At 71.2% G+C, this 23,152-nt stretch carries 20 protein-coding genes and 1 pseudogene; 8 read left to right on the forward strand and 13 right to left on the reverse strand.

Features of this window, described 5'->3' with window-relative positions; translation table 11 throughout:
* Positions 1-199: 199 nt before the first annotated feature.
* The 4 genes from ACZ573_RS31715 to ACZ573_RS31730 all read right to left on the reverse strand — a co-directional run bounded on the left by ACZ573_RS31715 (position 200) and on the right by ACZ573_RS31730 (position 2,945).
* Complete coding sequence (locus tag ACZ573_RS31715; protein WP_471310863.1) at positions 200-658, reverse strand: hypothetical protein; 459 nt, start codon at positions 656-658, stop codon at positions 200-202.
* Between the two features lie 2 nt (positions 659-660).
* Positions 661-810 carry a hypothetical protein gene (locus ACZ573_RS31720; RefSeq protein ID WP_471310866.1) on the reverse strand — a complete coding sequence of 50 codons (150 nt, stop codon included), beginning with the start codon at positions 808-810 and terminating at the stop codon, positions 661-663.
* Positions 811-1,002: 192 nt separating this feature from the next.
* Complete coding sequence (locus ACZ573_RS31725; protein WP_471310869.1) at positions 1,003-1,551, reverse strand: HPP family protein; 549 nt, start codon at positions 1,549-1,551, stop codon at positions 1,003-1,005.
* Positions 1,552-1,685: 134 nt separating this feature from the next.
* Positions 1,686-2,945 carry a DUF2716 domain-containing protein gene (locus ACZ573_RS31730; protein ID WP_471310872.1) on the reverse strand — a complete coding sequence of 420 codons (1,260 nt, stop codon included), beginning with the start codon at positions 2,943-2,945 and terminating at the stop codon, positions 1,686-1,688.
* A gap of 188 nt (positions 2,946-3,133) precedes the next feature.
* Between ACZ573_RS31730 and ACZ573_RS31735 the strand changes: the two genes are divergently transcribed.
* Together ACZ573_RS31735 and ACZ573_RS31740 are read left to right on the forward strand one after the other, a co-directional pair.
* The gene (locus ACZ573_RS31735; protein WP_471310875.1) at positions 3,134-3,748 is read left to right on the forward strand and encodes a dihydrofolate reductase family protein; all 615 of its coding nucleotides are present in this window, start codon (positions 3,134-3,136) and stop codon (positions 3,746-3,748) included.
* Between the two features lie 2 nt (positions 3,749-3,750).
* On the forward strand, positions 3,751-5,106 hold the full coding sequence (locus ACZ573_RS31740) for a ClC family H(+)/Cl(-) exchange transporter (protein WP_471310878.1): 1,356 nt from the start codon (positions 3,751-3,753) through the stop codon (positions 5,104-5,106).
* Between the two features lie 46 nt (positions 5,107-5,152).
* On the opposite strand, the gene ACZ573_RS31745 is transcribed toward ACZ573_RS31740, so the two are convergent.
* A complete protein-coding gene (locus tag ACZ573_RS31745) occupies positions 5,153-5,698 on the reverse strand; it encodes a hypothetical protein (RefSeq protein ID WP_471310881.1) in 546 nt (181 codons plus the stop codon).
* 335 nt (positions 5,699-6,033) lie between these two features.
* On the opposite strand from ACZ573_RS31745, the gene ACZ573_RS31750 reads away from it, so the two are divergent.
* Complete coding sequence (locus ACZ573_RS31750; protein ID WP_471310883.1) at positions 6,034-7,200, forward strand: alanine--tRNA ligase-related protein; 1,167 nt, start codon at positions 6,034-6,036, stop codon at positions 7,198-7,200.
* Positions 7,201-7,323: 123 nt separating this feature from the next.
* Here ACZ573_RS31750 and ACZ573_RS31755 read toward each other — a convergent pair whose 3' ends face one another.
* The gene (locus ACZ573_RS31755; RefSeq protein ID WP_471310886.1) at positions 7,324-9,804 is read right to left on the reverse strand and encodes a CehA/McbA family metallohydrolase; all 2,481 of its coding nucleotides are present in this window, start codon (positions 9,802-9,804) and stop codon (positions 7,324-7,326) included.
* Between the two features lie 102 nt (positions 9,805-9,906).
* The gene (locus tag ACZ573_RS31760; RefSeq protein ID WP_471310889.1) at positions 9,907-10,698 is read right to left on the reverse strand and encodes an SDR family NAD(P)-dependent oxidoreductase; all 792 of its coding nucleotides are present in this window, start codon (positions 10,696-10,698) and stop codon (positions 9,907-9,909) included.
* A 147-nt stretch (positions 10,699-10,845) separates the two neighbouring features.
* Between ACZ573_RS31760 and ACZ573_RS31765 the strand changes: the two genes are divergently transcribed.
* Positions 10,846-11,418 carry a TetR/AcrR family transcriptional regulator gene (locus tag ACZ573_RS31765; protein ID WP_471310892.1) on the forward strand — a complete coding sequence of 191 codons (573 nt, stop codon included), beginning with the start codon at positions 10,846-10,848 and terminating at the stop codon, positions 11,416-11,418.
* Between the two features lie 90 nt (positions 11,419-11,508).
* Here ACZ573_RS31765 and ACZ573_RS31770 read toward each other — a convergent pair whose 3' ends face one another.
* Positions 11,509-12,045 (reverse strand): NUDIX hydrolase family protein, encoded by a 537-nt coding sequence (locus ACZ573_RS31770; RefSeq protein WP_301373656.1) that lies wholly within the window; start codon positions 12,043-12,045, stop codon positions 11,509-11,511.
* A gap of 142 nt (positions 12,046-12,187) precedes the next feature.
* On the opposite strand from ACZ573_RS31770, the gene ACZ573_RS31775 reads away from it, so the two are divergent.
* The 3 genes from ACZ573_RS31775 to ACZ573_RS31785 all read left to right on the forward strand — a co-directional run bounded on the left by ACZ573_RS31775 (position 12,188) and on the right by ACZ573_RS31785 (position 13,950).
* On the forward strand, positions 12,188-13,042 hold the full coding sequence (locus ACZ573_RS31775; RefSeq protein WP_471310895.1) for a hypothetical protein: 855 nt from the start codon (positions 12,188-12,190) through the stop codon (positions 13,040-13,042).
* A gap of 144 nt (positions 13,043-13,186) precedes the next feature.
* Positions 13,187-13,555 carry a hypothetical protein gene (locus ACZ573_RS31780; RefSeq protein ID WP_471310898.1) on the forward strand — a complete coding sequence of 123 codons (369 nt, stop codon included), beginning with the start codon at positions 13,187-13,189 and terminating at the stop codon, positions 13,553-13,555.
* 77 nt (positions 13,556-13,632) lie between these two features.
* Positions 13,633-13,950 carry a hypothetical protein gene (locus ACZ573_RS31785; protein ID WP_471310901.1) on the forward strand — a complete coding sequence of 106 codons (318 nt, stop codon included), beginning with the start codon at positions 13,633-13,635 and terminating at the stop codon, positions 13,948-13,950.
* 20 nt (positions 13,951-13,970) lie between these two features.
* Here ACZ573_RS31785 and ACZ573_RS31790 read toward each other — a convergent pair whose 3' ends face one another.
* The 5 genes from ACZ573_RS31790 to ACZ573_RS31810 all read right to left on the reverse strand — a co-directional run bounded on the left by ACZ573_RS31790 (position 13,971) and on the right by ACZ573_RS31810 (position 21,481).
* Entirely contained in the window at positions 13,971-14,576 is a 606-nt protein-coding gene (locus ACZ573_RS31790; protein ID WP_471310903.1) for a hypothetical protein, read from the reverse strand.
* Positions 14,577-14,918: 342 nt separating this feature from the next.
* On the reverse strand, positions 14,919-15,851 hold the full coding sequence (gene xdhC, locus ACZ573_RS31795; RefSeq protein WP_471310907.1) for a xanthine dehydrogenase accessory protein XdhC: 933 nt from the start codon (positions 15,849-15,851) through the stop codon (positions 14,919-14,921).
* Position 15,852: 1 nt separating this feature from the next.
* Positions 15,853-18,264, reverse strand: coding sequence for a xanthine dehydrogenase molybdopterin binding subunit (gene xdhB, locus ACZ573_RS31800; RefSeq protein ID WP_471310909.1), 2,412 nt, complete (start codon positions 18,262-18,264; stop codon positions 15,853-15,855).
* Positions 18,261-19,739, reverse strand: a complete 1,479-nt coding sequence (locus ACZ573_RS31805) for a xanthine dehydrogenase small subunit (RefSeq protein ID WP_471310912.1) — start codon at positions 19,737-19,739, stop codon at positions 18,261-18,263. Before ACZ573_RS31805 ends, xdhB begins: the two co-directional genes overlap by 4 nt.
* Positions 19,740-20,230: 491 nt before the next feature.
* Positions 20,231-21,481 (reverse strand): esterase/lipase family protein, encoded by a 1,251-nt coding sequence (locus ACZ573_RS31810; protein ID WP_471310915.1) that lies wholly within the window; start codon positions 21,479-21,481, stop codon positions 20,231-20,233.
* 1,299 nt (positions 21,482-22,780) lie between these two features.
* Here ACZ573_RS31810 and ACZ573_RS31815 point away from each other — a divergent pair.
* Positions 22,781-23,038, forward strand: a pseudogene (locus tag ACZ573_RS31815) (RlpA-like double-psi beta-barrel domain-containing protein); the annotation flags it as partial.
* Between the last annotated feature and the right edge of the window lie 114 nt (positions 23,039-23,152).

Genomic DNA, 23,152 nt, shown 5'->3' on the forward strand with positions numbered 1-23,152 from the left:
GGTCCTGGCCGGAGGGGGTTCCGGCCGGGACGCCGCCTGTGCCCCTCGCGTTCGCGGGAGAGCGGGCAGGCAGGCCGTCCGGCCTGCAAGACGAGCGAACGGCGTTATGGGTTGCGCTGGTTGGGGCGGCTTCCGACCCGGCCATTGGGCGGAAACCGACGCAAGATCCGCAGCTCTCGCCATCAAACGGACCGGCCGGTCAGTACCGGAACAGCACTCCCCGCCAGGTCCATCCCGCGTCGAGGACCATGGTGCGCAGGGGATCTCTCACGTCCCGCGTGTCGAAGCGGAACGTCTCGACCTTGCGCCGACGGCCGTCGGCACCACGGCGGAACTCCCACTGCCGGTACACAGTGAAGCCCCCACGGCCGTACTGCTGACCGGATTCGTGCGACGGCTGCCACCGCTCCTCCAGAACGAGCACCTCGCGCTTCGCCGGCACCAGGCGCATGCGGGTCTTGAGCGTCAGCTCCGCCTTCGGGATCTTGCACTCCGCCACCAGGTCGGCCTTCTCCTTCGGGAAGGCCTCGCGCACGCTGAAGGGTACGTTTCGGGCGTTGAGCGCGAGCAGCGCTTCCCGCAGCTCCATGGTGGGCAGGGGGCGGACATCGCCGGCGGGGTACTTGGTGCCGGTCCACTTGTCCCAGAGGCGCCCCATCGTCAGACCCCCGCCCCGGCGTCCGGGCGCACGTCCTGGGACCCGCCCGGCGTGAACGGCCCCTGCGGCCCGCTGTCCAACCGCAAGCCCACCCGCTGGTCCGCACTGCCCGCGCACTCGCGGTCCCACTCCTGATCGAAATCTGCTGCCATGTCCACATCTCCCCCGTCGGCGGCTGATCATATGCACGGCAACTGCACACGGACCAAGCGTCTTGGGCGCGATCTGAGGTTTCTCGTGCGCGAGGCGGCGGACGGGCGAGGCGCCCGGCCTCCGGCCGCGCGGGGCACTCCGCGGGGTGCGCCCCGCACGAGCACGGGCGCACCGATCGCATCGCGCCGCCGTTACCACCAGCGGACGGGGTACCGGGCAGCTCCCCGGCGTACGCGGGACGCCGCGAAGCCGGCGAGGACCAGGACCACGGTGGCGCCGAGCAGCAGGGGGACGAACCGCGCGGGTGCCGGAGCCTGCAGCACGACGACGACGGCGGTGGCGCAGGCGGGCGAGTGCGGGGTCCGGGCGAGGGTGGTGGCGGCGAACGTCAGCCCCCCGGCCAGCGCCGCGCCCCAGGGGCTGCTCTGCCACAGCGCGAGGACCACGTAACCGGCTCCGGCGCCCAGCAGGTGCGCGACGACGACGCTCCGGGGCTGGGCCATGGGCAGGGTGGGCGTGCTGTGCAGGACACCGGCACTGGCGGCCAGCGACGGTATGAGCACCGGTTCGCCGATCACCGCCCCGATGGCCGCGAGCACGAGCAGGACGGCGGTGACCGCGCCGACGCCGTGGAGGGCCGCTCCCGCACGCTCGCGCCGCCTGGGGAGCGGCGGTACGTCCTCGCGAGGCGCCTGGGGGCCGGGCGCGGGCCGGCGGGGCAGCACGGAGTCAGCGTTCACGAGGGCGGCTCCTGGCACGGCGGTACACGGGGCGGCGGGTCGGCGGAGCGACGGCAAGGTCGCGCACCGTCAGCCACCCTGCACCGCTGATCTGTCACGGGCCTACAACGCCTCCTCCGTGCGACGGCGCGCCGTCACGTGCGGCGCTTGATCGGTTCTCCGAGCAGCTCGGTCAGTTCCGTCTCGACGGCGGTCAGCAGTGCGGGTCCCCAGACGGTCAGCGTCTGTTCCCAGGGGTGGCCGAAGGTGCCCAGGCGCAGGTCGTCGGTGAGGTGGAGGTAGTAGTCGCCGTCGGGGTAGGTGCCCAGGCCGGGGCGGGGCGGCCGTCCCGGGGCGTCGGTGCGGCGGGGGTCGTAGCGGTAGCCGTCGTGCTGCCAGTCGAGCCAGTACACGAACTCCCCGGGCTCGGTGGCGGTGAGCAGCCCGCGCCGGACGATCGCGTCGATCCGCCCGGGGACGTCCGGGACCGGCCGGTGGTGGGCGTGCAGGTGCCAGACGGCGGAGGGGACGGGTTCGGTGATCGCTGGCCGGTAGGTGGTGCCCGGCTTGAAGTCGAAGTCCGCGTAGAAACGGTCCCACAGCGGACCGTCGTCGTGGAGCCAGTCAAGGAACTGCGCGGGGCGGGTGCTCTCGGGGGTGCCCGGCGGGCGCCAGTGGTAGGAGCGAACGGTGGTGACTTCCGTGAAGCCGGCCCTCAGCAGATTTTCGCGCAACGGGCCTTCGGCCTCGGCGAGGAGGGGCTGCCCGAGCAGGTTCTGTACGCGCCAACGGTCGGTACAGGCCCTGACGAAGTCCGCATCGTCGTCGGTCAGGCCGCCGACGAGAGCGAAGGGGCCCACGTCTGCGTGAGCCCAGGCGGCCGCGACGACGAGGCCGTCCTCCAGCAGGACCTCGATGAGGACATCGCCCTCGTCCGAGGCGCCGTCGGCGATCATCTCGGCGTAGGGCGTCGCGTGGGGGCCGGGGGAGGCCACGGCGACTGCCCACGTCCGCTCGGCCTGGTCCCTCACCCGGTACAGGTCGTGCACCCCCGCCCGGGGCTCCGCCACGGCGGCGGGCCGCTCGCCGGGCAGCGGCGCGGCGAGCAGTACGGAGCGCTCCCAGCCCGGGGTGAACCCCGCCGCCGTCAGCGCGGGGCCGAGTTCCGGCGAGTCGTGCGCGTAGACCTTCCACTCCACCGGCTCACCGCGCTCCGCGAAGGCCGCCTGCTGGCGGCGCACCAGTGCGGCGGTGTCCGTTCCGGGGGTGAGAGGGGTGTGTTCGGCGGTGCCGTGCGTTCCGTAGTGGCGGCGCACGACCGGTCCGTCGGCCTCGACGACCACCCCGACCGGATGCCACTGCGGGACCCGCCCCCGCAGCTCGTCGTACATCGCCCAGCGCTCACCCGTGTCCATGACCGGGAGCCTAAGGGCCGTCCCCGCCGTCCCCGCCGTCCCCGCCGTCCGGGGTGGTCGTGGTGTCCACGCAGCTGCCCCGATATTCATATCCGCCCCGGCCGGGGAGTCGTGCGCCGTCCGGCTGCCGCGTGCCCTTGGATGGGGCCGTACGCGGACGGACCGACCACCAGCTCCCGGAGACCGGTATGAGGAAGATCAAGGCGCAGCTTTTCATCTCGCTCGACGGTGTCGTCGAGGCGCCCGATCAGTGGCACTTCCCCTACTTCAACGAGGAGATGGGCGCGGCCGTCGACGCGACCCTCGGCAGGGCCGACACCCTGCTGCTCGGGCGCCGGACCTACGACAGCTTCGCGGGCGCCTGGCCGGACCGGGAAGCAGCCGGCGGGGAGGACGCCCCGTTCGCCGAAGTGCTCGGTGACGCCCGCAAGATCGTGGTGTCGAACAGCCCGAAGGACTTCACCTGGCGGAACTCCGAACTGCTCGTCGGCGACCTCACCACAGCGGTCGCCGCGCTGAAGAACGAGCCGGACACGGACACACCCGTCTGGATCAGCGGCTCGGTCTCCGTCGTACGCCAACTGGTGGCCGCCGGGCTCCTGGACGAGCTCAATCTCCTGCTGCACCCGATCGCCGTACGCAACGGCATGCGCCTGTTCGAGGAGGACGCGCCGTCGATCCCGCTGGAGCTGGTGTCCGCCGAGACCTTCCGGACCGGTGTGCTGAACCTCTTCTACGCCGTGGCCACCGCACCCGGCGAGGGGACGTACGAGGATGCCAAGACCCACCTGCCCCAGCACTAGCAGTGAGCGAGACCCCGTACCGTGTTCGTTCCGAACGGCGGCGATCCGGCCACTCCTTCCGCTCCTTCGTGATCGCGGGGGTGGCGGGCGCTCTGGTCGGGCTGGTCGGCGGCGGATTCCGGTGGTGCCTGGACCATGCCGACCAGCTGCGCGGTTCGGTTCTGGAGGCGGCCGCCGGGCTGGGGGCGGCGGGACGGCTGATTCCGGTCGTCCTCACCGCCGTGGGCGCCGCGGCGGCGTGCGCGATCGCCCAGCGGGTCCCGCATGCCGCAGGCAGTGGGATCCAGCACGTGGAAGCCGTATGGCGGCAGGAGGCCGAGGCCCGCACGGCCTGGCTGCTGCCGGCGAAGTTCCTCGGCGGTCTCATCGCGATCGGCTCGGGCCTGGTCCTGGGAAGGGAGGGGCCGATCGTCCATATGGGCGCCGCCATCGGGTCCGCGGCGGGCCGGCGCGGCCGCCTGGATGCGCCGGACTCATGGGATGCAGGGGACGCAGGGGAGGCGCAGGGCGCGGAGGACCTCCGCATGCTGCACACCGCGCTCGGTGGGGCGGGGCTGGCGGTGGCGTTCACCGCTCCGCTGGGCGGGCTGCTGTTCGTCTGCGAGGAGGTGACCGGCACCGTCCGGCCGCGTCTGGTGCTCCTGACCCTCGTCGGCACCGTCACGGCGGTGTCCTGCTCCCAGCTCATCGTCGGTGACGCGCTCGTCCTTCCGCTGTCGGACGCCCCCGACCCGCCGCTGTGGATGCTGCCGGTCTTCCTGCTGACCGGGATGACGGCCGGCGCGCTGGGCGCCGCGTACAGCGCCCTGGTCGTACGGACACTGGAGGTGTGCGACCGGCTGACCCGGGTGCCCTTGGTCGCCCGCGCCGCGGTCATCGGGGCCGGGGTCGGCGCGCTGATGGCCTTCGATCCGCTCCTCACGGGCGGTGGTGACCAGTTGAGCGAGCGCCTGCTGACGGGCGGAAGCCTGACGGTGGCGGCGCTGGTGCTCTGCCTCGCCGTCCGGTTCGTGGCCGGACCGCTGAGTTATGCGGCCGCGACTCCTGGCGGCCTGTTCGCGCCACTGCTGGCCCTGGGAGCCCTGTGGGGGACGCTCACCCACGCGCTCGCCTCCCCCCTGCTGCCGGCCGGCTCGGCGGGCGCGGCCGCGTTCGCCGTGGTGGGAATGGCCGCGGTGTTCACGGGCGTCGTACGGGCACCACTGACGGGGGCCGTCCTGGTGGTGGAGATGACGGGTACCGGCGCGCTCCTGCTGCCCTTGCTGATCGCGTGCTTCGCCGCGACCGTCACCGCGGACCGGCTGGGCAGCGAACCCGTCTACGACGCCCTGCGCCGCCGGATGCTGGAACGTGCCTGACGCGTGCCACGGAAATCGGGTCGAGGCGGCCGCCCCCCGGGGACCCTCACCGGGAGAGCTCGGCCCGCCACTGTCGTGGCCACTGCCCCGACGGCGGTGGAGCCCCCTCTATGCCGAGGTCGCGCCGCGCGCTCTCGTAGAAGGCGTCACGCGCCGCACTCGCGAGCCGATGCGCCTGGGTCCACCTCTCGCCGTCGACCGCGCCCTCCCGTACGAGCAGCTCGACGGTCCAGATCGTCTCGTGCCAGTGCCGCGCCGCCGCGATCGTCGCCGCGTCCCCGACGAGCAGGACGGACTCCCACTCCGTCGCCCGGTGGGACTCGGCGTCGGCGAGCATGGGCAGACCTTCGGCCGGTGCCAGAGGGTCGGCCACGTCCGCGAATCCGAGAGATGCGCCGATGCGCTGGGCGACGCGAAGCTGTGCTTTGAGGGCGTTGGCGTAACGGCCGTACGTCTCGAAGCGCTTCTCGTCCCACCGCTCCTCCCGCTGCCGCCTCCACCGCCGGCGCTCGGTCAAGGTCTGTACGGCGTAGGAGCCGAGCGAGCCGACCACCACGCCTATCAGAGCGGGCAGTTGATCGAGTAATGCCACAGTCCCTCCCCGAACCGGTTCCCTGCTGCCGCACGATAGCCGCGCCGCCGCGGAACGCCGCACGGTTCGTTGGCCGAACCCGAACCGCCGGCGCGAAAATACCCGGGCACCGGCGGCAGGCTCGCACTATCGTGGGCCGCATGAACGTCACCGGCTCCAGCACCACCGCGACCGCGCGAGCGACCAGCTCGCCGGTTGCCGCCGCCTGACCTTCCCCTCTCCCCGGCGACCGGACAACGGTCCGTCGGTTGTGCCGTGGCGCCCTTGCCCCCGGCCGGAGACTGCACGGTCCCGTTCTCCGGTGCCTCTCCCGCTCGACGCGAAGGAGTCACCCCATGAATACCGAGCAGCTCATCACCACGTTCGTCCAGTACTTCGAGGAGCGCGGGCACCGCCGCATCGTCGGCTCGACGCTGCTGCCACCGCCCGGCGACCCCGTACTCTTCACCACCTCCGGCATGCACCCGCTCACCCCGTACCTGGAGGGCCGCCCCCACCCCCTGGGCCGGCGACTGGTCAACGTCCAGCGCTGTCTGCGCACCACGGACCTGGAGGAGGTCGGCGACGCCACCCACCTGACGGTCTTCGAGATGCTCGGCACCTGGTCGCTGGGCGACTACGAAGGCCCGCTCAGTCTCGACTGGGGATACGGGCTCCTCACCGAGGGGCTGGGCGTGGATCCCGGCCGGCTGTACGCCACCGTCCACGCCGGCGACGACCGGACCGGGCCGGACACCGCCTCCCTGGAGCTGTGGCAGAAGCTCGGCGTCCCCGTCGAACTCACCGTGGAGGACAACTGGTGGTCCAACGGGCCCGTCGGACCGTGCGGTCCCGACTCGGAGATCTTCCTGTGGAGCGGCGACGGACCGCCCGAGTCGACGCCCACCCGCGACGACCGCTGGGTGGAGGTGTGGAACCACGTGACGATGACCCACCGCCGGCTCGACGACGGTTCCCTGCTGCCCCTTCCCCAGCGCAACGTGGACACCGGCCTCGGCCTGGAGCGGCTCGCCTCCCTGCTCCAGGGCAAGCCCTCCGTGTTCGAGTGCGACGTCTTCGACCCCTGGCGCAGCCTCGTACCGGACCTGTGGCCCCTGGACGAACGGTCGCTGCGCGTGGTCTGCGACCACCTGCGCTCGGCCGTCGTGGTACTCGGCGACGGCGTGCGCCCGGCCAACACCGGCCAGGGCTACGTGCTGCGACGCCTGGTGCGGCGGATGCTCACCGTGCTGTGGCAGGAGGACGCCTCGCGCGGCATCGAGGACCTGCCGGACGAACTGGTCCGGCACACCCTGGACCACTTCCGGCAGGAGATGAGCCCGGTCGGCGTACGCCGGATCCTGCGCGAGGAGGAGCGCCGGTTCCGTCGGCTCCTGGAGCGCGGGCGGCAGGTGCTCGCCCGCCCGCGGTTCCGGGGCCCGCTGACCGAGGAGGACTTCCACTACCTCCACGACACCCATGGGCTGCCGCGCGAGCTGGTCACGAGCCTGCTGCAGGAGTGACGACGCGGAGAACGTGCAGAGTGCATCGGAGCGTCGTCGTGCCCCGTCGCCCCGAGCGGCGTGCTGGTGGGTTCGCGGGCCCTCAGCACGCCGCCGACAACGGACAAGGATGGGGGACGGCACCTAGCCGGCGCTGATGGCCGCCACGTGCGTGGAGCCGTCACGCAGGGCGGTGATGCGGACCTGCCCGGCGGGGAAGGGGCCCCTCCCGTTCGGGCCGGGTACCTGCGAGAACGGCGTCCAGGAGCCGTCCGCCCTCCTGACGTTGTGCCAGATCCGTCCGTCGAGCCCGACCGCCACCACCTGGGCGGAGCCGTCGGGTGTCCCGGCGATGCCGATGGCGCTGGCCCCCATGGTCGCCGTGGTGACGCCCCGCGGGGGCCGGAAGCCGGTCCAGGAACCGTCCGGCCGCCTCAGCTGGTGGTACACCATCCCGTCGAGCCCGATCGCGAGGACCTGGGAGGACCCGTCGGGCATCCCGGTGATCGCCAGGGCCGGACCCGAGAACGTCGGGGGCCCGTGGTAGCCGGCCAGGCGCCCCCAGGCCGTCCACGTGCCGTCCCGCCCGCGGGAGCAGTGGTACATGGCACCATCCGTGCCGTAGCAGAGCAACTGGGAGGATCCGTCGGGCATGGCGGCGATCGACACCTTCGTCGCGCCCCAGCGGCTCTTCGCGGTGGTTCCGGGCAGGGCACGGAACCCGGGCAGTCCGCCGTCGGCGCGGCGCTGCTGGTGGAGGACGGTGCCGTCCATGGCCGTCACCACGATCTGGCAGGTGCCGTCGGGGAAGGCCGCGATGTCCGCCTCGCGCACGGTGAATCCGGCCGAGCCGTCCGGTCCCGCGACGCGCTGCCAGGGCTGCGGCGCGGCCGCACCCCGTACGGTGGTCAGCCACAGACCGTTGTCGGGCGCGATGCCCAGCACCACGACCGAGCCGTCCGCCATGCCGGCCACGGCACTCTGCACCCCCGCGAACGAGCCGGAGCCCGAGCCGCTGCCCGAGCCGGAGGCCCCGGCCAGCGGACGCATGCCGCTCCACGACCCGTCGGGGCGGCGCTCGGTGTGGAAGAGCACCCGCCGTTCGACGTCGTACGGGGGCAGGTGCGCGGAGTAGAACCACACCGGGTTGGTGATGGCCACCAGTTGGTCCAGGGTGGTGGAGGCGGGCTTGGGCCGGCGCACCTCGGCCCGGGCGAACAGGGAGGCCTTGCCCCAGCCGCGCCAGCGCAGTTGCCCCCTGCCGCTGCCGTCGATGCAGGTGGCGGCCATGATCCCCCACTCGGTGTACAGCGTGGCGATGCTGTCGGGAGCACCCGTCACGTTCAAGGTCACGTCGACGGCGTCGAAGAACGACAGGGGCAGTTCCTGACCGGGTCCCGCGACCGCTCCGCCGGCGCGCGCGGTGAAGTCCAGCGTCACGGCCGCGGATTCGACGGCGTACGACCGGCCCAGGCGCAGAGCGTCCAGTACGGCGGGCGTCGACAGCGCGTCGGCGTACACGACGTTGTGGGGCCGGCCGACGGCGTCCGCGGGGCTGTGCGCGTCGCTGTTGCCGACGGCGGCGACCCGCTTGCCGAGGCAGAGCATGAGGTGCCAGGCGGCGATGTTGGCCGCGTCGTCCAGGGTCCACGGTCCGTTCCACACCTCCAGCGCGTCCACCCGGTCGAGGCCGAACTCCCAGAAGGATCCCGCCGCCGGAGTGAGCGGATGGGCGGCGATCGTGAGTCCGCCCAGACTGTGCACGCGCCGGGCCTGGTCCTCGAAGGCTCCCTGGTTCGCGGGGCCGTAGCGCCAGTCCACCCATTCGCCCTGCGGCAGGCCGACGGCCAGCCAGTGGCCGTGGCGCGTGGTGACCTCCTCGGCGTTGATGACCAGCAGGTCGGTCGGGACGTTGCCCTGCCAGGTCACGCCGGTGGAGCTGGTGTTGTGGTCGGAGGTGGCGATGAAGTGCATCCCCTCCTGGCGGGCGGCCGCGACGATCTCCTCCACCGTGCGCTGCCCGTCCGAGTGGACGCTGTGCAGGTGCAGGTCGCCCCGGTACCAGCCGGGGCCCCGCCCGGCCACCGCGGCCGGCAGGATGTCGTACGGGGTCCGCGGCAGCGGTTCCCCGAGGTGCAGGGTGACGTCGACCTGCCAGGCCATACCGCCCGCGCTGCCGACCATCGGCCCCAGGATGACCGACCAGGCGCCGGGCTCGACGGGACCGGGCACGTAGCCGGGGGTGGCGTCCGCCGCGGAGAGGGTGAAACCGGACCGTGCGCCGCCCGACCAGCCGCGGAAGCCGGCCGGGCCGAAGATGCCGAGGTCCAGGATCCCGGCGGCGGCGTCGTGGGTGGTGGCGACGGAGATCCGCTGGATCCCGGCGGGGACGTCGAAGGCGACGTACGCCCACTGGTCGTTGCCGTAGGGGGAGTGGCCGCGGTAGGTGGTGGTCACCGTGTCGGTGCCCTGGCCCCTCGTCGCGGCGTGCGCGATCGGTGCGGGAACCAGCGCGGCGGCTCCGCCCGCGGCCAGCAGGGCGCCTAAGCGGAGCAGGGACCGCCGCTCGACAGAGGGGTCGGGGCCGGGGTCGGGCGCATCGCTCGGGAGGTGTTCACTCGGCACAGCCGTGCTCTCCGTTCACGTGGGGTGGCGTGGAAGGCGTGCGTGCTGATGCGGGATGCGGGATGCGGGAGTGCGGGAGTGCGCCGGAAGGGGTGCGCCCGGCTAACGCCGTGAGCGCTGGGCCTCGACGATCTGTCGCACGGACCCGTCGACGTCCGTACGGGCCTGGACGCGCTCGGCGAAGCCGGGGAACTGCCCGGCGATGGCGCTCAGCAGCCGCAGCTCCAGCGGCGCGACGTTGACCTCGCACCGGTCGCGGCGGACGGCTCGTACGACGCCGTCGGCGACCTGGCCGGGCGTGACGGTCCTGATGCCGTTCGGAGTGGTGGCACCGGTGGCCGCGAACATTCCGGCGTCGCGGACGAATCCGGGCTGGACCAGGGACACCCCCACCCCCGTACCTCTGAGCTCCTGGCGCAGGGCGAGAGCGAATCCGCGCAGCCCGAACTTCGTCGCGTTGTACAGGGAGGTCGACTTGGTGGCCGCCTTGCCGGAAAGGGAGCCGACCAGCACGATGTGGCCGCGACCGCGGCCCACCATGTGCTCCGCGAGCAGCCGGGAGAGCACGACGGGCGCGCGGAGGTTGACGTCGACGGCGCGGTCGAGCTGGTCCTCGGTGTAGTCCAGGAGGTCGCCGCTGGCGGGCAGGGCGGCGTTCGCGACGAGGATGTCCGTCTCCGCGCAGCTCTCGGCGAGGTGTACGACGTCGGACCGAACGGCCAGATCGGCGACCACGGTACGGGCGCCGCAGGCGTCCGCGGTGGCCTTGAGGGCTTCCTCCCGCCGCCCCGTGACCGTGAGGCGGGCCCCCTGCGCGGTCAGGCGAGCGGCCAGGGCCGCGCCGATGCCTCCGGTGGCGCCGGTGAGCAGAACGTTCGATCCGGATATGTCCACGAGCACTCCCGTGCGGCTGGCGAAGTCCCTCAACTGTTCGTTCGAACGAACAGTATGGACGGCTCCGCCCCTTGTCCACACCTCGTGGTCCCCAACTCCCCAGCGCCGCCCGGGCGGTCGAGCCGGGCCATGGGGCAGAATTGCGCCATGCCCCATGCTTCCGACACCCGCCAGAGCATCATCGACGCCGTACTGCGGATCATCGGGCAGGACGGCATCGCCGCCGTCACCAACCGGCGGATCGCCAAGGAGGCCGGGGTCTCCCTCGGCTCCGTCACCTACCACTTCGCAACCCAGCACGAACTGCTGCGCGAGAGCCTGCTGCACTTCGTGGCGGAGGAGACCCGGCACTTCACGGCGCTCGCCGACGCGTGCTCCGACGAGCAGTTCGACATCGGACAGGCGGCCGAGGTGGTGGCACAGGTGGCGGGCGGCAACGCCTTCGACAGCCGCCACATCGCGCCGTTCGAGCTGTACGTCCAGGCCGGCCGGGACGAACGGCTGCGCGCCGCCGCCGCCGAGTGCTTCGCCGCCTACGACCTGCTGGCCACCCGGATCCTGACCCACCTCGGCGTCCCGGACCCCGAACGCCTGGCCGGGGTGGCCGTGGCCCTGGTCTTCGGGCAGCAGCTGCGCCGCCTGGCGACCGGAGCCCCTGCCGAGGACCTCGTCGACACCCTGCTGATCCTCACGAAGTTCACCCCGGCGCAGACCTCGTAGCCGGGGTCCGGCCGGCTCCGGTCGCTGCCGGCATCCAACAGGGGCAGCGACCGGACCGGCGTGGAGCGTCGCGCGGTGAGCGCGGCGACTTCAGTACGTGTACCCCACATGCGCGAGCGCCTGCTTCAGCAGCGCCGCGTGACCGCCCGGCATCTCGCCCTGCACGGCCGCCGAGAGTGCCTCCTGAGGGCTGAACCAGACCAGGTCCAGGGCGTCCTGACGGGGACGGCAGTCACCCGTGACCGGCACGATGTAGGCGAGTGACACCGCGTGCTGGCGGGGGTCGTGATAGGGGGTGACGCCCACCGTGGGGAAGTACTCGGCGACGGTGAAAGGCTGCAGGGAAGCGGGGATACGGGGCAGGGCCACGGGCCCCAGGTCCTTCTCCAGGTGGCGGAGCAGGGCGTCACGGATCCGCTCGTGGTGCATGACACGGCCGGACACCAGGGTCCGGCTCATCGCCCCGTCCGTGCCGATCCGCAGGAGCAGTCCGATGGTGGTGACTTCGCCGGTGTCGTCCACGCGTACGGGGACGGCCTCGACGTAGAGGATCGGCATCTGGGCCCGGGCCATTTCCAGCTCGTCGCTGCTCAGCCAGCCGGGCGTAGTTTCGGTCGTGTCAGACATTCCTTGATCCTACTTTCCAGGGCGGGTTCCGGCCCAGCTCACGCGTCCACCCGGCCGGGAGGGAATGGAACCCCGAAGGCCGTCCCCGCCACCACGGGCGGCCGGAATTCCGCGGTACGCGGGGCTGACGTACCGTTCGATCATGAGCATGCCGCAGCCCCAGCAACCCCCCGGCCCGTACGGGCCTCCGCAGCCCCCGCAGCCCCCGAATCCCTACGGCGGACAGCCGTACGCCGCACCGCCCGCGCACCAGCAGCCGTATCCCGGGCAGCCTCACCAGGGGCAGCCGTACCCGGGGCAGCCCGGTCCGCCGCAGCCCTACCCCGGTCAAGGAGCGTGGGGGCAGCCCCCGACGGGCACGCCGCCGCGCAAGAACCGCATCGGCATGGTGGTCGGGATCGTCGCGGGAGCGGTGCTGGTGCTCGGCGCGATCGGCGCGGTCGGCGCCCGGGTGAGCGGATCCGGATTCCCCGAGGCCCGGTACCGGCTCACCGTTCCCAAGACCCTCGTCGACGGCAAGTACGAGCTGGTCCAGGACCATTCCGCCACGGCGGGCAAGAAGGCCCTGGAGGGCACCTACGACTCGACGGTCCGCGATCCGAAGCCGGCTGCCGGTCAGTACGCGTCCGAGTCCCCGAAGGAGTCGGGCGCCCTGGTCGTCTCCGGGATGTACGGCCAGTTCAAGGACACCGCGGGAGCCCGCAAGAAGATGCTGCGCGGCGCCGCGGAGTCCGAAGGCGCGTCCCTGGGGGTCCCCGCGCGGGACATCACCCCCACCGGATCCGACATCACGCTGTCCTGCCAGGTGCTGACGGTGCGCCAGAGCGGGGTCGAGAGCTCCCTGCCGATGTGCGCCTGGGTCGACGGGAACACTGGCGCCACGGTCGGCATCCTCAGCGAGGAGACCGCGCAGCAGAAGCCCGGCTCCGTCGACCTGGCCAAGACCGCCGCGACGACCCTCAGGGTGCGTGCCGAGATGCGGCAGCCGATCGGCTGACCGCGGCGGCTCTAAACCGTCGCAGAGTTATGCCCAAAAGATGACTTTCTGCAGCCAGAACCGGTCGGATAGCAATGACGAGGCGCCTGGAACGGCCTGCCGATGGTCGGCAGCGGCCCCAGCGCGCCGAGGAAGGAACGTCCCGTGATCCGCATCCGTCACGCCGCCGCTCTGGCCACCATGGCCGCCGTCACCGCTCTCTCCATCGCCGCGAGCCCCGCTTCGGCGGCACCCGGCGACACGCTCACCATGTGCTCCAGCACGCTCACCCCGGACGGCTGGGTGGACGCCCAGTGGTGGAACAGCGGCGGGTGCGGTTCCGGCTTCACGCCCAACACCAAGCAGATCAAGGACCTCAGGGGCTACCCGGTCGGCACCCAGGTCAACGCCTGCGCGTCCACGTGGCCGCCCGCCGGCTGGACCATCACCAACACCTACTACTCCAGCGGCTGTCGCTACTCCGCCGTCCCCAGCTTCAACCCCAACACCTGGACCCTGAAGCGCACCTCCTGACTCGCGCGGGTGGCCCGTACGGCGTGTCCGGCGCCGCCGGGCCGGGCCGGCCGGGCCCCGCTGCCTACCGTGGCCCCATGAGCACACGTCCAGCACCGCCGTGGGCCGGGTACGGGATCCGGTTCGCCCGGCCCGCCGAGTCGGGGGCGGTCGCCACGCTCCTGGCCCGCGCCTTCGCCGACGACCCGGTCATGGCATGGATGATTCCCGCCGCCGACCGGGAACGCAGGATCGCCCGCTACTTCCGGCTGGCCCAGCGGCAGCAGCGGCCCTTCCACGAGAAGCTGGGCTTCCGCGTCACCGGAGAGATCCGGCTCCCGGAGGGCGGCCCGACCCTCCGGCCGATGTGGCGCGACCCCGATCCCACGGCGGGACGCCTCGCGAAGGGCCGGTGATACGGGGCCGTCGCCGCTCCTCAGATGCGCTGCGCGGTCAGCCTCTCTCCGTCCGACCCGAGGACCAGCACGTTCCTGGCGGTACCGACCCGGCCGTGATCGCCGTCCCACGACTCGACGAAGCTCCGGGCAAGCGATTCGGCTCCGGGCGTTCCGGAGCCTGCCGAGTAGTCCGTGCTCAATTCGACGTCATAGTCGTGTTCGGTCAGTCGGGCCACGACCAGCGCGCGGGCGTGGTCGGCCTGCCGCGCTTCGCCCTTGGTGCGAGCCCAGGCGCGGAACCGCTCCAGCATCTCCGTATCCGCGGTCCGCTCGATGACGGGTCCGGTGGGCAACCGCTCAGGGGCGTTGGCCACGCCGTCGAGACAGCCTCGCACCCAGGAGCCACGATCCATCTCGGCGTCGCTGCCCGCCTGCAGGGCCCGGCGCGTACAGCCGCCCCATACGGTCTCGTGCACGGCCGCGCCCTTCCCCGAGGAGTCGTAGACGGCCTTGCCCGCGCTGTGTCCGGCACGGTAGGCGACCACGTACGCCGGTACGGCAGACGGGCGGGACTCGGGCGCGGGTCCGTCGGAGGGCGCACCGCTGCCGCAACCGACCAGGCCGACCGACGCGGCGACCGCCATACCGAGTAAACGTCCTGAGCGCTGATTCATTGTTCCCCCTGGGTGCGGACCGTCACCCACTGAGACGTCAGCCCGGGCCCATCGGTCGCACCGGTGAACAGGGTTTCGCTCACCGCGTGACGGCGACCCCCTCACCACGCGCGCACGACTTCAACTGTGCTGCGAACCAAGGCCGTTACTGACGGGACCCTCCGCCGGGCCCCCCGGGTGCGGCCGTCGACTTCGCCCCTCCCGCCACGTTCCCTCTGCAAGCCCCTCCTGGCAACTCGCCCTCTGTCTGATATCGGCCCAGGCCGCTTCTTCCGGATCAGGCCGGGTCAGGCCTGATCCGGAAGAAGGGCCTCAGCGGATGCCGGAGCGTACGCGGACCCGGGGGACCTCGCGGACCCCGGGGGCCTCACGGATCTCACGTGACGCAGGGGCCTTTGGTGCATCGGGGAACTCGGCGATCGTGTCCGGAGCCGCCCTGAAGCGGTCCTGCTCGAAGGTCCGGAGCAGGTCCGCCGCGACGCTCACCGCGATCGTGGCAGGTTCCTTGCCGGTGATCTCGGTCATTCCGATCGGAGTCTTGATCCGGTCGATGGTGGCGGCGTCGTGGCCTCCCTCGGTGGCCAGGCGCTTGCGGAACCGCACCCACTTGGCGGCCGAGCCGATCAATCCGATCGAGCCGAGACCGGCCGTCCGCAAGGCGGCGTCGCACAGCGCGGCGTCCTCGGCGTGATCGTGGGTCATGATCAGGACGTGGGCGCCGGGCGGCAGCTCCGTGAGCACCTCCTCCGGCAGCAGCGGTGTGTGGTGCACGTGGATCTGCGCGACCGCATCCGCGAACACACCGAGCCGTTCGTCGGTGAGCATGTCGGAGCGGGTGTCGATCAGGTGCAGATCGAGGTTGTGGCGGGCCAGGATGCGGGCCAGCTCCAGTCCGACGTGCCCGACGCCGAAGACGGCCACCGCCTGGACCACCGGCAGCGGTTCGAGGAGCAAGCTCACGGCGCCGCCGCAGCACTGCACACCGTGGGGTCCGATGACCTTGTCGTTGAGGGCGAACTCCATCAGTTCCGGCTCCGGATCGGCCTCGGCATTCAGCTGGCGGGCCCGGTCGATGGCGACGGCCTCGATGTTGCCGCCGCCGATCGACCCCCAGGTCTCGGTCCGTCCCACGACGAGTTTGGCACCGGCCCCACGGGGCGCGTGGCCGCGCACGGTCGCGACGGTCACGAGCACGCCGGGCTCCCGGCGTGCTCGCAACCGCGTGACCGCGGCGATCCAGGTCATGTCAGGCATTGCTCAAAGCGCTTGTGTCGGTACGGATCTCGCTGCCGCCCAGCACGTGGCTGTCGCCGCCCCGCACGTCGGCCTTCTCACGGGCCGCTTCGATCGCCCAGTAGACGGCCTCCGGGGTCGCAGGGGCGGCCAGTTCCACACTGACACCGGCGGGTCCGAACGCCGCGGCGGCCTGCCGCAGCGCTTCGCGCACGCAGAACGCCAGCATCAGCGGAGGCTCACCGACCGCCTTGGACCCGTACACCGCGCCCTCTTCGGTGGCGTTCTCCATCAGCGTGACGTTGAACTCCGCGGGCATCTCCGAGAAGCTCGGCAGCTTGTAGGTGCTCGCGGCCTGGGTCAGCAGCCGGCCGCGGTTCGGCCCGTCGCTGGTGTCCCAGCGCATGTCCTCGAGCGTCAGCCAGCCCGCGCCCTGCACGAAGCCGCCCTCGACCTGACCGATGTCGATCATCGGGGACAGGCTGTCGCCGACATCGTGCACGATGTCCACCCGGCGGATGCGGTACCCGCCGGTGAAGCCGTCCACCTCCACCTCGGCCGCCGCGGCGCCGTAGGAGAAGTACTTGAACGGCGAGCCCCTGAAAGCCTTCGCGTCCCAGTGCAGCCCCTCGGTCCGGTAGTAACCGGAGGCCGACAGCTGAACGCGCTGGAAGTACGCCGTGTGCACCAGGTCGTCCCAGGCCAGCTCCTTGTCGCTGCCCAGCGTGCGAGCGACACCGTCGACGATGCGCACGTCCGAGGCGTTCGAACCCAGCTGGCCGGCGGCCACCTGCAGCAGCCGCGCGCGCAACTGCTCGCAGGCGTTCTTCACGGCGCCACCGTTGAGGTCAGCCCCGGAACTGGCGGCAGTGGCAGAGGTGTTGGGCACCTTGTCGGTACGCGTGGGGGCCAGCCGCACCTTGTGCAGCGGGATACCCAGCGTGGTCGCGGCCACCTGCAGCATCTTGGTGTGCAGTCCCTGGCCCATCTCGGTGCCGCCGTGGTTGATCAGGACGGAGCCGTCCTTGTAGATCAGCACCAGCGCGCCGGCCTGGTTGAAGGCCGTGAGGTTGAACGAGATGCCGAACTTGATGCCGGTGATCGCGAGCGCCCGCTTGGTGTGCGGGTGCGCGGCGTTGAAAGCGGCGATCTCGCGCTTGCGGTCGGCGATGCCGCCGTTCTCCTCGACCTGCTGCCAGACGGCGGCGATCCGTTCCGCCTGCGGGACCGGCTGGCCGTACGGCGTCGACTGGCCCAGACCCGGCTGGTAGAAGTTGCGCTTCCGCAGCTCCATCGGGTCCAGCCCGAGCAGCGGCGCGACCCGGCCCAGGATGTCCTCGATCACCAGCATGCCCTGCGGTCCGCCGAAGCCCCGGAAGGCCGTGTTGGAGACCTTGTTGGTCTTGGCGATGCGACCGGCGACCCGCGCGTTGGGAATCCAGTAGGTGTTGTCGATGTGGCACAGCGCACGGGCGCAGACCGGCTCCGACAGGTCCAGGCTCCAGCCGCCGTCCGCGGTCAGCGTGGCGTCCAGCGCCTGGATGCGGCCGTCGGCGTCGAAGCCGATCTTCCAGTCGGCGTGGAACCCGTGCCGCTTGCCGGACATGGTCAGGTCCTGGGTGCGGTTGAGCCGCACCCGGACCGGCCGGCCGGTCAGCTTGGCGCCGAGCGCGGCGATGGCCGCGAAGCCGTGCGGCTGCATCTCCTTGCCGCCGAAGCCGCCGCCCATCCGAAGGCACTGCACGGTCACTTCGTGGCTGTGCAGACCCAGGACGTGCGCGACGATCTCCTGGGTCTCCGAGGGATGCTGGGTGCTGCTCTGGATGAACACCTGCTCGGCCTCGTCGATGTAGGCCAGCGCGGCGTGCGTCTCCAGGTAGAAGTGCTCCTGGTCGGAGAACTGGAACTCGCCGGTGAACACGTGCGCCGAGTCGGCGAAACCGGCGTCGATGTCGCCGGTCACCATCACGGGCCGGGCGCCGTGGAAGCTCTCGGCCGCGATCGCTTCCTTCAGCGTGATCACGGAGGGCAGTTCGTCGAGTTCCACCTCGACGGCCGCCGCACCGAGCCGGGCCGCTTCCAGGGTCTCACCGAGCACCCAGGCGACCGCGTGGCCGTGGAACATGACCTCGTCGGGGAAGAGCGGCTCGTCGTGCTTCATGCCGGCGTCGTTGACGCCCGGCACGTCGGCGACGGTCAGTACGCGGACCACACCGGGCACGGCGAGCGCTGGCTCGGTGCGCAGCGCGGTGATCCTGCCCCGGGTCTTCATGACCTGGACCGGGTAGGCGTGCAGGGTGTCCTTGGTGCGGTACACCAGGTCATCGGTGTAGAGCGCGGTGCCGGTGACGTGCAGTACGGCACTCTCGTGCGGCATGGAGACGCCGACTACCGGCTTCTCGGGACGCTCGGACAAATGGCTCATGAAGACACCGCCTCGGTGGTTTGCGCGTGCAGCTTCAACAGGCTCTGGCCGAGCATCGCGGAACGGTAGACGGAGCTGGCACGGTGATCGCTCATCGGCGTGCCCTCACCCCGCAGCACCCGGGCAGCGGCCTCGACCGTCTCCGCCGACCACGGCTTGCCCTCCAGGGCGGCCTCGGTGGCGAGGGCACGGATCGGGGTGGCGGCCACGCCGCCCAGACCGATGCGCGCCTTGCGGACGATTCCGCCCTCGATGTCGAGCGCGAATCCGATCGCCACGCTGGAGATGTCGTCGAAGCGTCGCTTGGCGATCTTGTGGAAGGCCGTGACCGGCGACAGCGGCAGCGGGATGCGCACCGCGCGGATCAGTTCATCGGGGCGGCGCACGCTCTGCCGGTAGCCGGTGAAGTACTCCGCGAGCGGGACGACGCGCTCACCGTCGGCGTCGGCGAGCACCAGCGACGCCTCCAGGGCGAGCAGCACCGGCGGGCTGTCACCGATGGGGGAGCCGGTACCCAGATTGCCGCCGAGGGTGCCGCTGTTGCGGATGAGTCGGGAGGCGAACTGCGGGAACAGTTCGGCCAGCAGCGGGACGTCGCCGTCGAGGCGGCGTTCGATCTCGGTGAGCGTCACCGCCGCCCCGATCTCGATGTGGTCGGATTCGACGCGCAGCTCCCGGAGCTCGGGCAGCCGGTCGATGGCGACCACGCACTCCGCCCGGCGGGAGCGGATGTTCACCTCGACGCCGTAGTCGGTGGAGCCGGCTACCACGACCGCGTCGGGCCGCTCGCGCAGCAGCTGCAGCGTTTCGGCCAGGGTGTCCTTCCGCAGGAACGTGGCGCCGTCCTGCGTGTACTCGGTGGCGACCGGCGCGGGCGGGTCCTGCTCGCGACGCTGCGCCAGGGGGTCGTCCTCGGTGGGCTCACCGACCGCGAAGGCGGCGTCGCGGATCGGGCGGTAGCCGGTGCAGCGGCACAGGTTGCCGCTCAGCGAGTGCAGATCGAAGCCGTTCGGACCGTGCTCGGCGTCGTCGTCGTGGGTGTCGGCGCCGTCGGCGGGCTCCGCGTGCGCGCAGCGGTCGGGCCGGTAGTACTCGGAGGCCATGCTGCAGATGAACCCCGGTGTGCAGTAACCGCATTGGGAGCCGCCGCGGACCGCCATCTCCTCCTGTACCGGGTGCAGCGTGGGCCGCTTACCGGGTTCGCCGACCGTGGCGAGACCTTCGGAGGTGATGATCTCCTGGCCGTCCAGTGCCGCGGCCGGCACCAGACATGCGTTGACCGCCACCCAGTCGGTGGGCTTGTGCACGCCAGGACGGGCCACCAGGACCGAACAGGCGCCGCACTCACCCTCGGCGCAGCCCTCCTTGGTGCCGGTGAGGCCACGCTCGCGCAGGAGATCGAGCACAGTGGTGTGGGGTGCAGCCGGGGAAAGCGGTGTCTCTTTCCCGTTGACGGTGATCCGCGCCGCTACCATGGCACATCCTCATTTCCGCGCATGGTCGAGCTGATTATGCTAGTAGCCATTTCAGGGGCTTTCTATTTCGCTGGCGCAGCCCGGGGAGAATCCGGGGCGCGACTCGGCACGCGACGACGTGCCGCAGGCGGTGTGAGAAATCGAAAGATGCCGGGGCCGCAGAAGGGCACACCGGAGAAGAGGGCTGTTCAGCAGCCGTGTGCTACAAGACCCGGAGTCCAGGCGATCTGATGCGCGGGGCGGTGCAGTTCGGAGATGATCGACATCCGACTTCGCCTCCTCCATCAGTTCACGGGCCGGTCGGCTCGAAGTTACGTTGCCGCAGGTCCATCGGTCAAGCCGCCGTGCGGAGACCATTTGGTCCGCGGAAAGCCGGAGCGAGGGCGGGCGGCGGCGCGGACGCGCTCGACGCGCCGGTGCCGCTCACCGCCGTACGGCGGTGAGCGGCACCTTCTCCGCCGGAGGGCCCCGGCGAGGCAGCGGGTCAGGGGTCAGGGGGTCTGGAGCTTGTCCAGGATCCACTCGCCGAGTTCCACGGTGATGACCGTGTGCCCCTGGTTCTCGCTCGCGCACATGAAGTGGTCGAGCTCGCTGGAGGCGGTGTCGATCTTGCTGTAGAGCGCGTCGCGGTCGTCGATCTCACCGGCTGCCACGGCGCTGACGCTCGGAACGAACGTGGTCGCGTTGTAGGTGAGTTCCGCCGGCTCGCCTTCGAGGAGTCCGGCCAGCATGGCGGCGGTGCCGAAGTTCGCGGGCCGGCCCGGCAGATTCAGGGCCTCGGGGAACAGCCCGCCGGGAGCGCCGTCGATGTCGGGCAGACCGCTGGTGGTGATCCGGATCTCGGGGTCTCCGGTCTTGTTCAGGAGGGCGACGACCTGCTCTCCCGTGTCCTGCGTGTCGAGGCGGGTGCCCGTCAGCTCCGCACCGGTGGTGCGCATCGCCGTCACGCCGGCCGGGATGTTGTTCCCGGCACCGGTGCCCGTGCCGTTGGCGACCCCGAGCCGCCGCACGCCGGGGGGCCAGCTGCCCACCCGCTCCAGCTCCGCGAGGAAGTCGGTGCGCGCCCGGTCCTGGCGGGCCTCCGCGGTGACGGTCTCGATGTGCCAGCGCAGCAACTGCCGGGCGGCCGGGCTGTTGACCATCCGCGAGAAGCTGCTGAGGAGTTCGCCGAATCCGGGGAGGTTGCCCCAGTTGTCCTTCACGAAGTGCGCGAACGCCTGTACCGAAATGGGCAGCCAGGCTCCGTTGTGCGGGGTGTCGTAGGAGAGGTAGGTCGCGGTCTCGTGCTCGTGACCGTCGTGGTGCATCTTGGCGAGGGCGTAACGGGTGACCAGCCCACCCATGCTGAAACCGCCGACCGTCAGCTTGGCGGTCCCTTCGCGGTCGGCGATGGCCTTTTCGATGCACTGGATCGCCACGTCGGCGTTGTCGGTGATGGACGCCGACCGCTCGTCGAAGCCCAGGACCACCAGGTCGAAGCCGGCCTCCTTCAGCTTGGTGATGAAGGGGTACTCGCCGTTCTCCAGGCCGTTCCACAGGGCGTCGGGATCGCTCTTCCCGGCCGAGAAGCCGTCGGCGAGGATCACCGGCTTCCTGACATGGGTCTGGCCCGGATTGCTGTAGAACACCCATGCGGTTCCCCCTGTGAGGGGCCAGACGGTGTCCCACGCGGATGCCCTGGGGTGGTGGGGCTGGGCGCCCGGGATGGTGTTGTCCCAGATGCTCACAACAGACATGGACATGTAGTCCTGCTCCTCTGTCTCGTGGTGCGGTCGAGCGGCGTCACCGGTCAGGCCGCGACTGACGGCACAGACCTGGAACCGGCGGTACGACCCTGCGTCCGGTGTGCGGTACCCGCCCGGCCCGGTGCGGGGGACGCGACGGGGGCCGTCCCCGGGCACGACGTGAAACGGGCATGGGGACGGCCTGCAAATGACAAATGCCTCATGCCTTCGTCATGTGCGGAACCGGAACCATGATCCCGAAGCCGGCACCCCAAATCCACCGAATCCCGACCATGTCACTCGTACGTGGAACACGGCTCCCTCGCAGGTCACAGGCGTGCAAGGGAAGAAACGATGATGCTGGCCCGACATCGGCGAGCGGGTCACGCGTCCCCGGTCCAGGGGCACCGCGCTGTGCAGGCTGACGACCGCGGATCCCATGATGGGCTTGTCGGTGACGGGGCTGAACTCCGTGACGCCGGCGAGCACCATGGCGCAGACGTGTCGGTGTCCGCGCGCCATGCCCGTACGGGGATCTCCGGCGGACCGGACGGTGTGCGCCGGCGGCTCGGCGGAGGAGGACGGTTCGGCCTCGCCGTGCGGACCGACGGCGTGTGTTCCGGTCTCCTTGCCCAGGGTGGGCCGGACCAGTGTCGCTGTGTCCCCCTGGTTCTGGCTCGCCGCGGCATGGAGATCACACGCCAGACGCCTCTCGTCGAAGAACGTAAGGCTCACATCGCCCAAATATCCGCAGTTCCCGACGGTCCCACCAGGGAACCGCGATCAACTCGGTCGACGGGCGGAGCCCTGCTCAGGGCTCTGCCTGCGGTCACGGCGGGTGACCGCGACGGCTGAGATCTCGATGCTCCGGGAGCCCAGGACGCAGGCGCTGGAGCCCTGAGTTCAGCGGCGCCCGGAATGGTTAAGGGCAGATCAACTGAACCTTAAAGGTGCCTGTGTCCTCCTCGCCCCGTGTCGATCAAGACCGTCGGTACGCGTGCCGCACACCTGGCGACCCTCCTGGGACCTGGGGCTGTGACCTGCTTCTTCGCACGTCGTCCTGCGAGTCACGAGCCGCCCGGCGGATCGCCTTGCAGCGCCTCAAACCTCTTCGCGGCCTGTTTCGTAAAAAGGCAACAGGACTGAACTCGCTCGGAAAGTCGGCCGTATGCAGGACGTCAGGGGGGCAACGTCCATCGGATCGAGGAGTGTCAGGTGTCCAGGAAACGGACCATGAGTCTCAAGAAGAAGTTCGTGCTCTCTGCTGTCGCGGGAGCCCTGGTGGTCGGCGGGGTCGCCGCCACGGTGGCGATCGGCAATGCCGCTGTCCCCGACGTCGTGTGCCAGGGCTCGACGGTGACGCTGTCGGGCGAAGGCGGTACGCCGGCGGCGTCCAGCGGGACGTTCCCGGTGGGGACGAAGTTGAAGGTGACGAATCTGGACAATGGTCAGTCGACGACGGTGGCGGTGAACGGTCCGTCGGGTAGTTGTGTCCTGCTGAACAACGCCGCGTTCGAGAAGGTGCGGGAGCCGGGTAAGAACTTGATCCGGCGGGCGCGTATCGAGCGGGTGGGTGGGGGCGGTGACGCGGCGGCTCCTGCGGCTCCTGCGGCGGGTGCGTCCGGTGGGGCGGGTGCGCAGGTGCCGCCGGCGACCGGTGAGGTGGTGTGCCCGGGGTCGACGGTACGT

Source organism: Streptomyces sp. NPDC040545 (genome assembly GCF_055595065.1).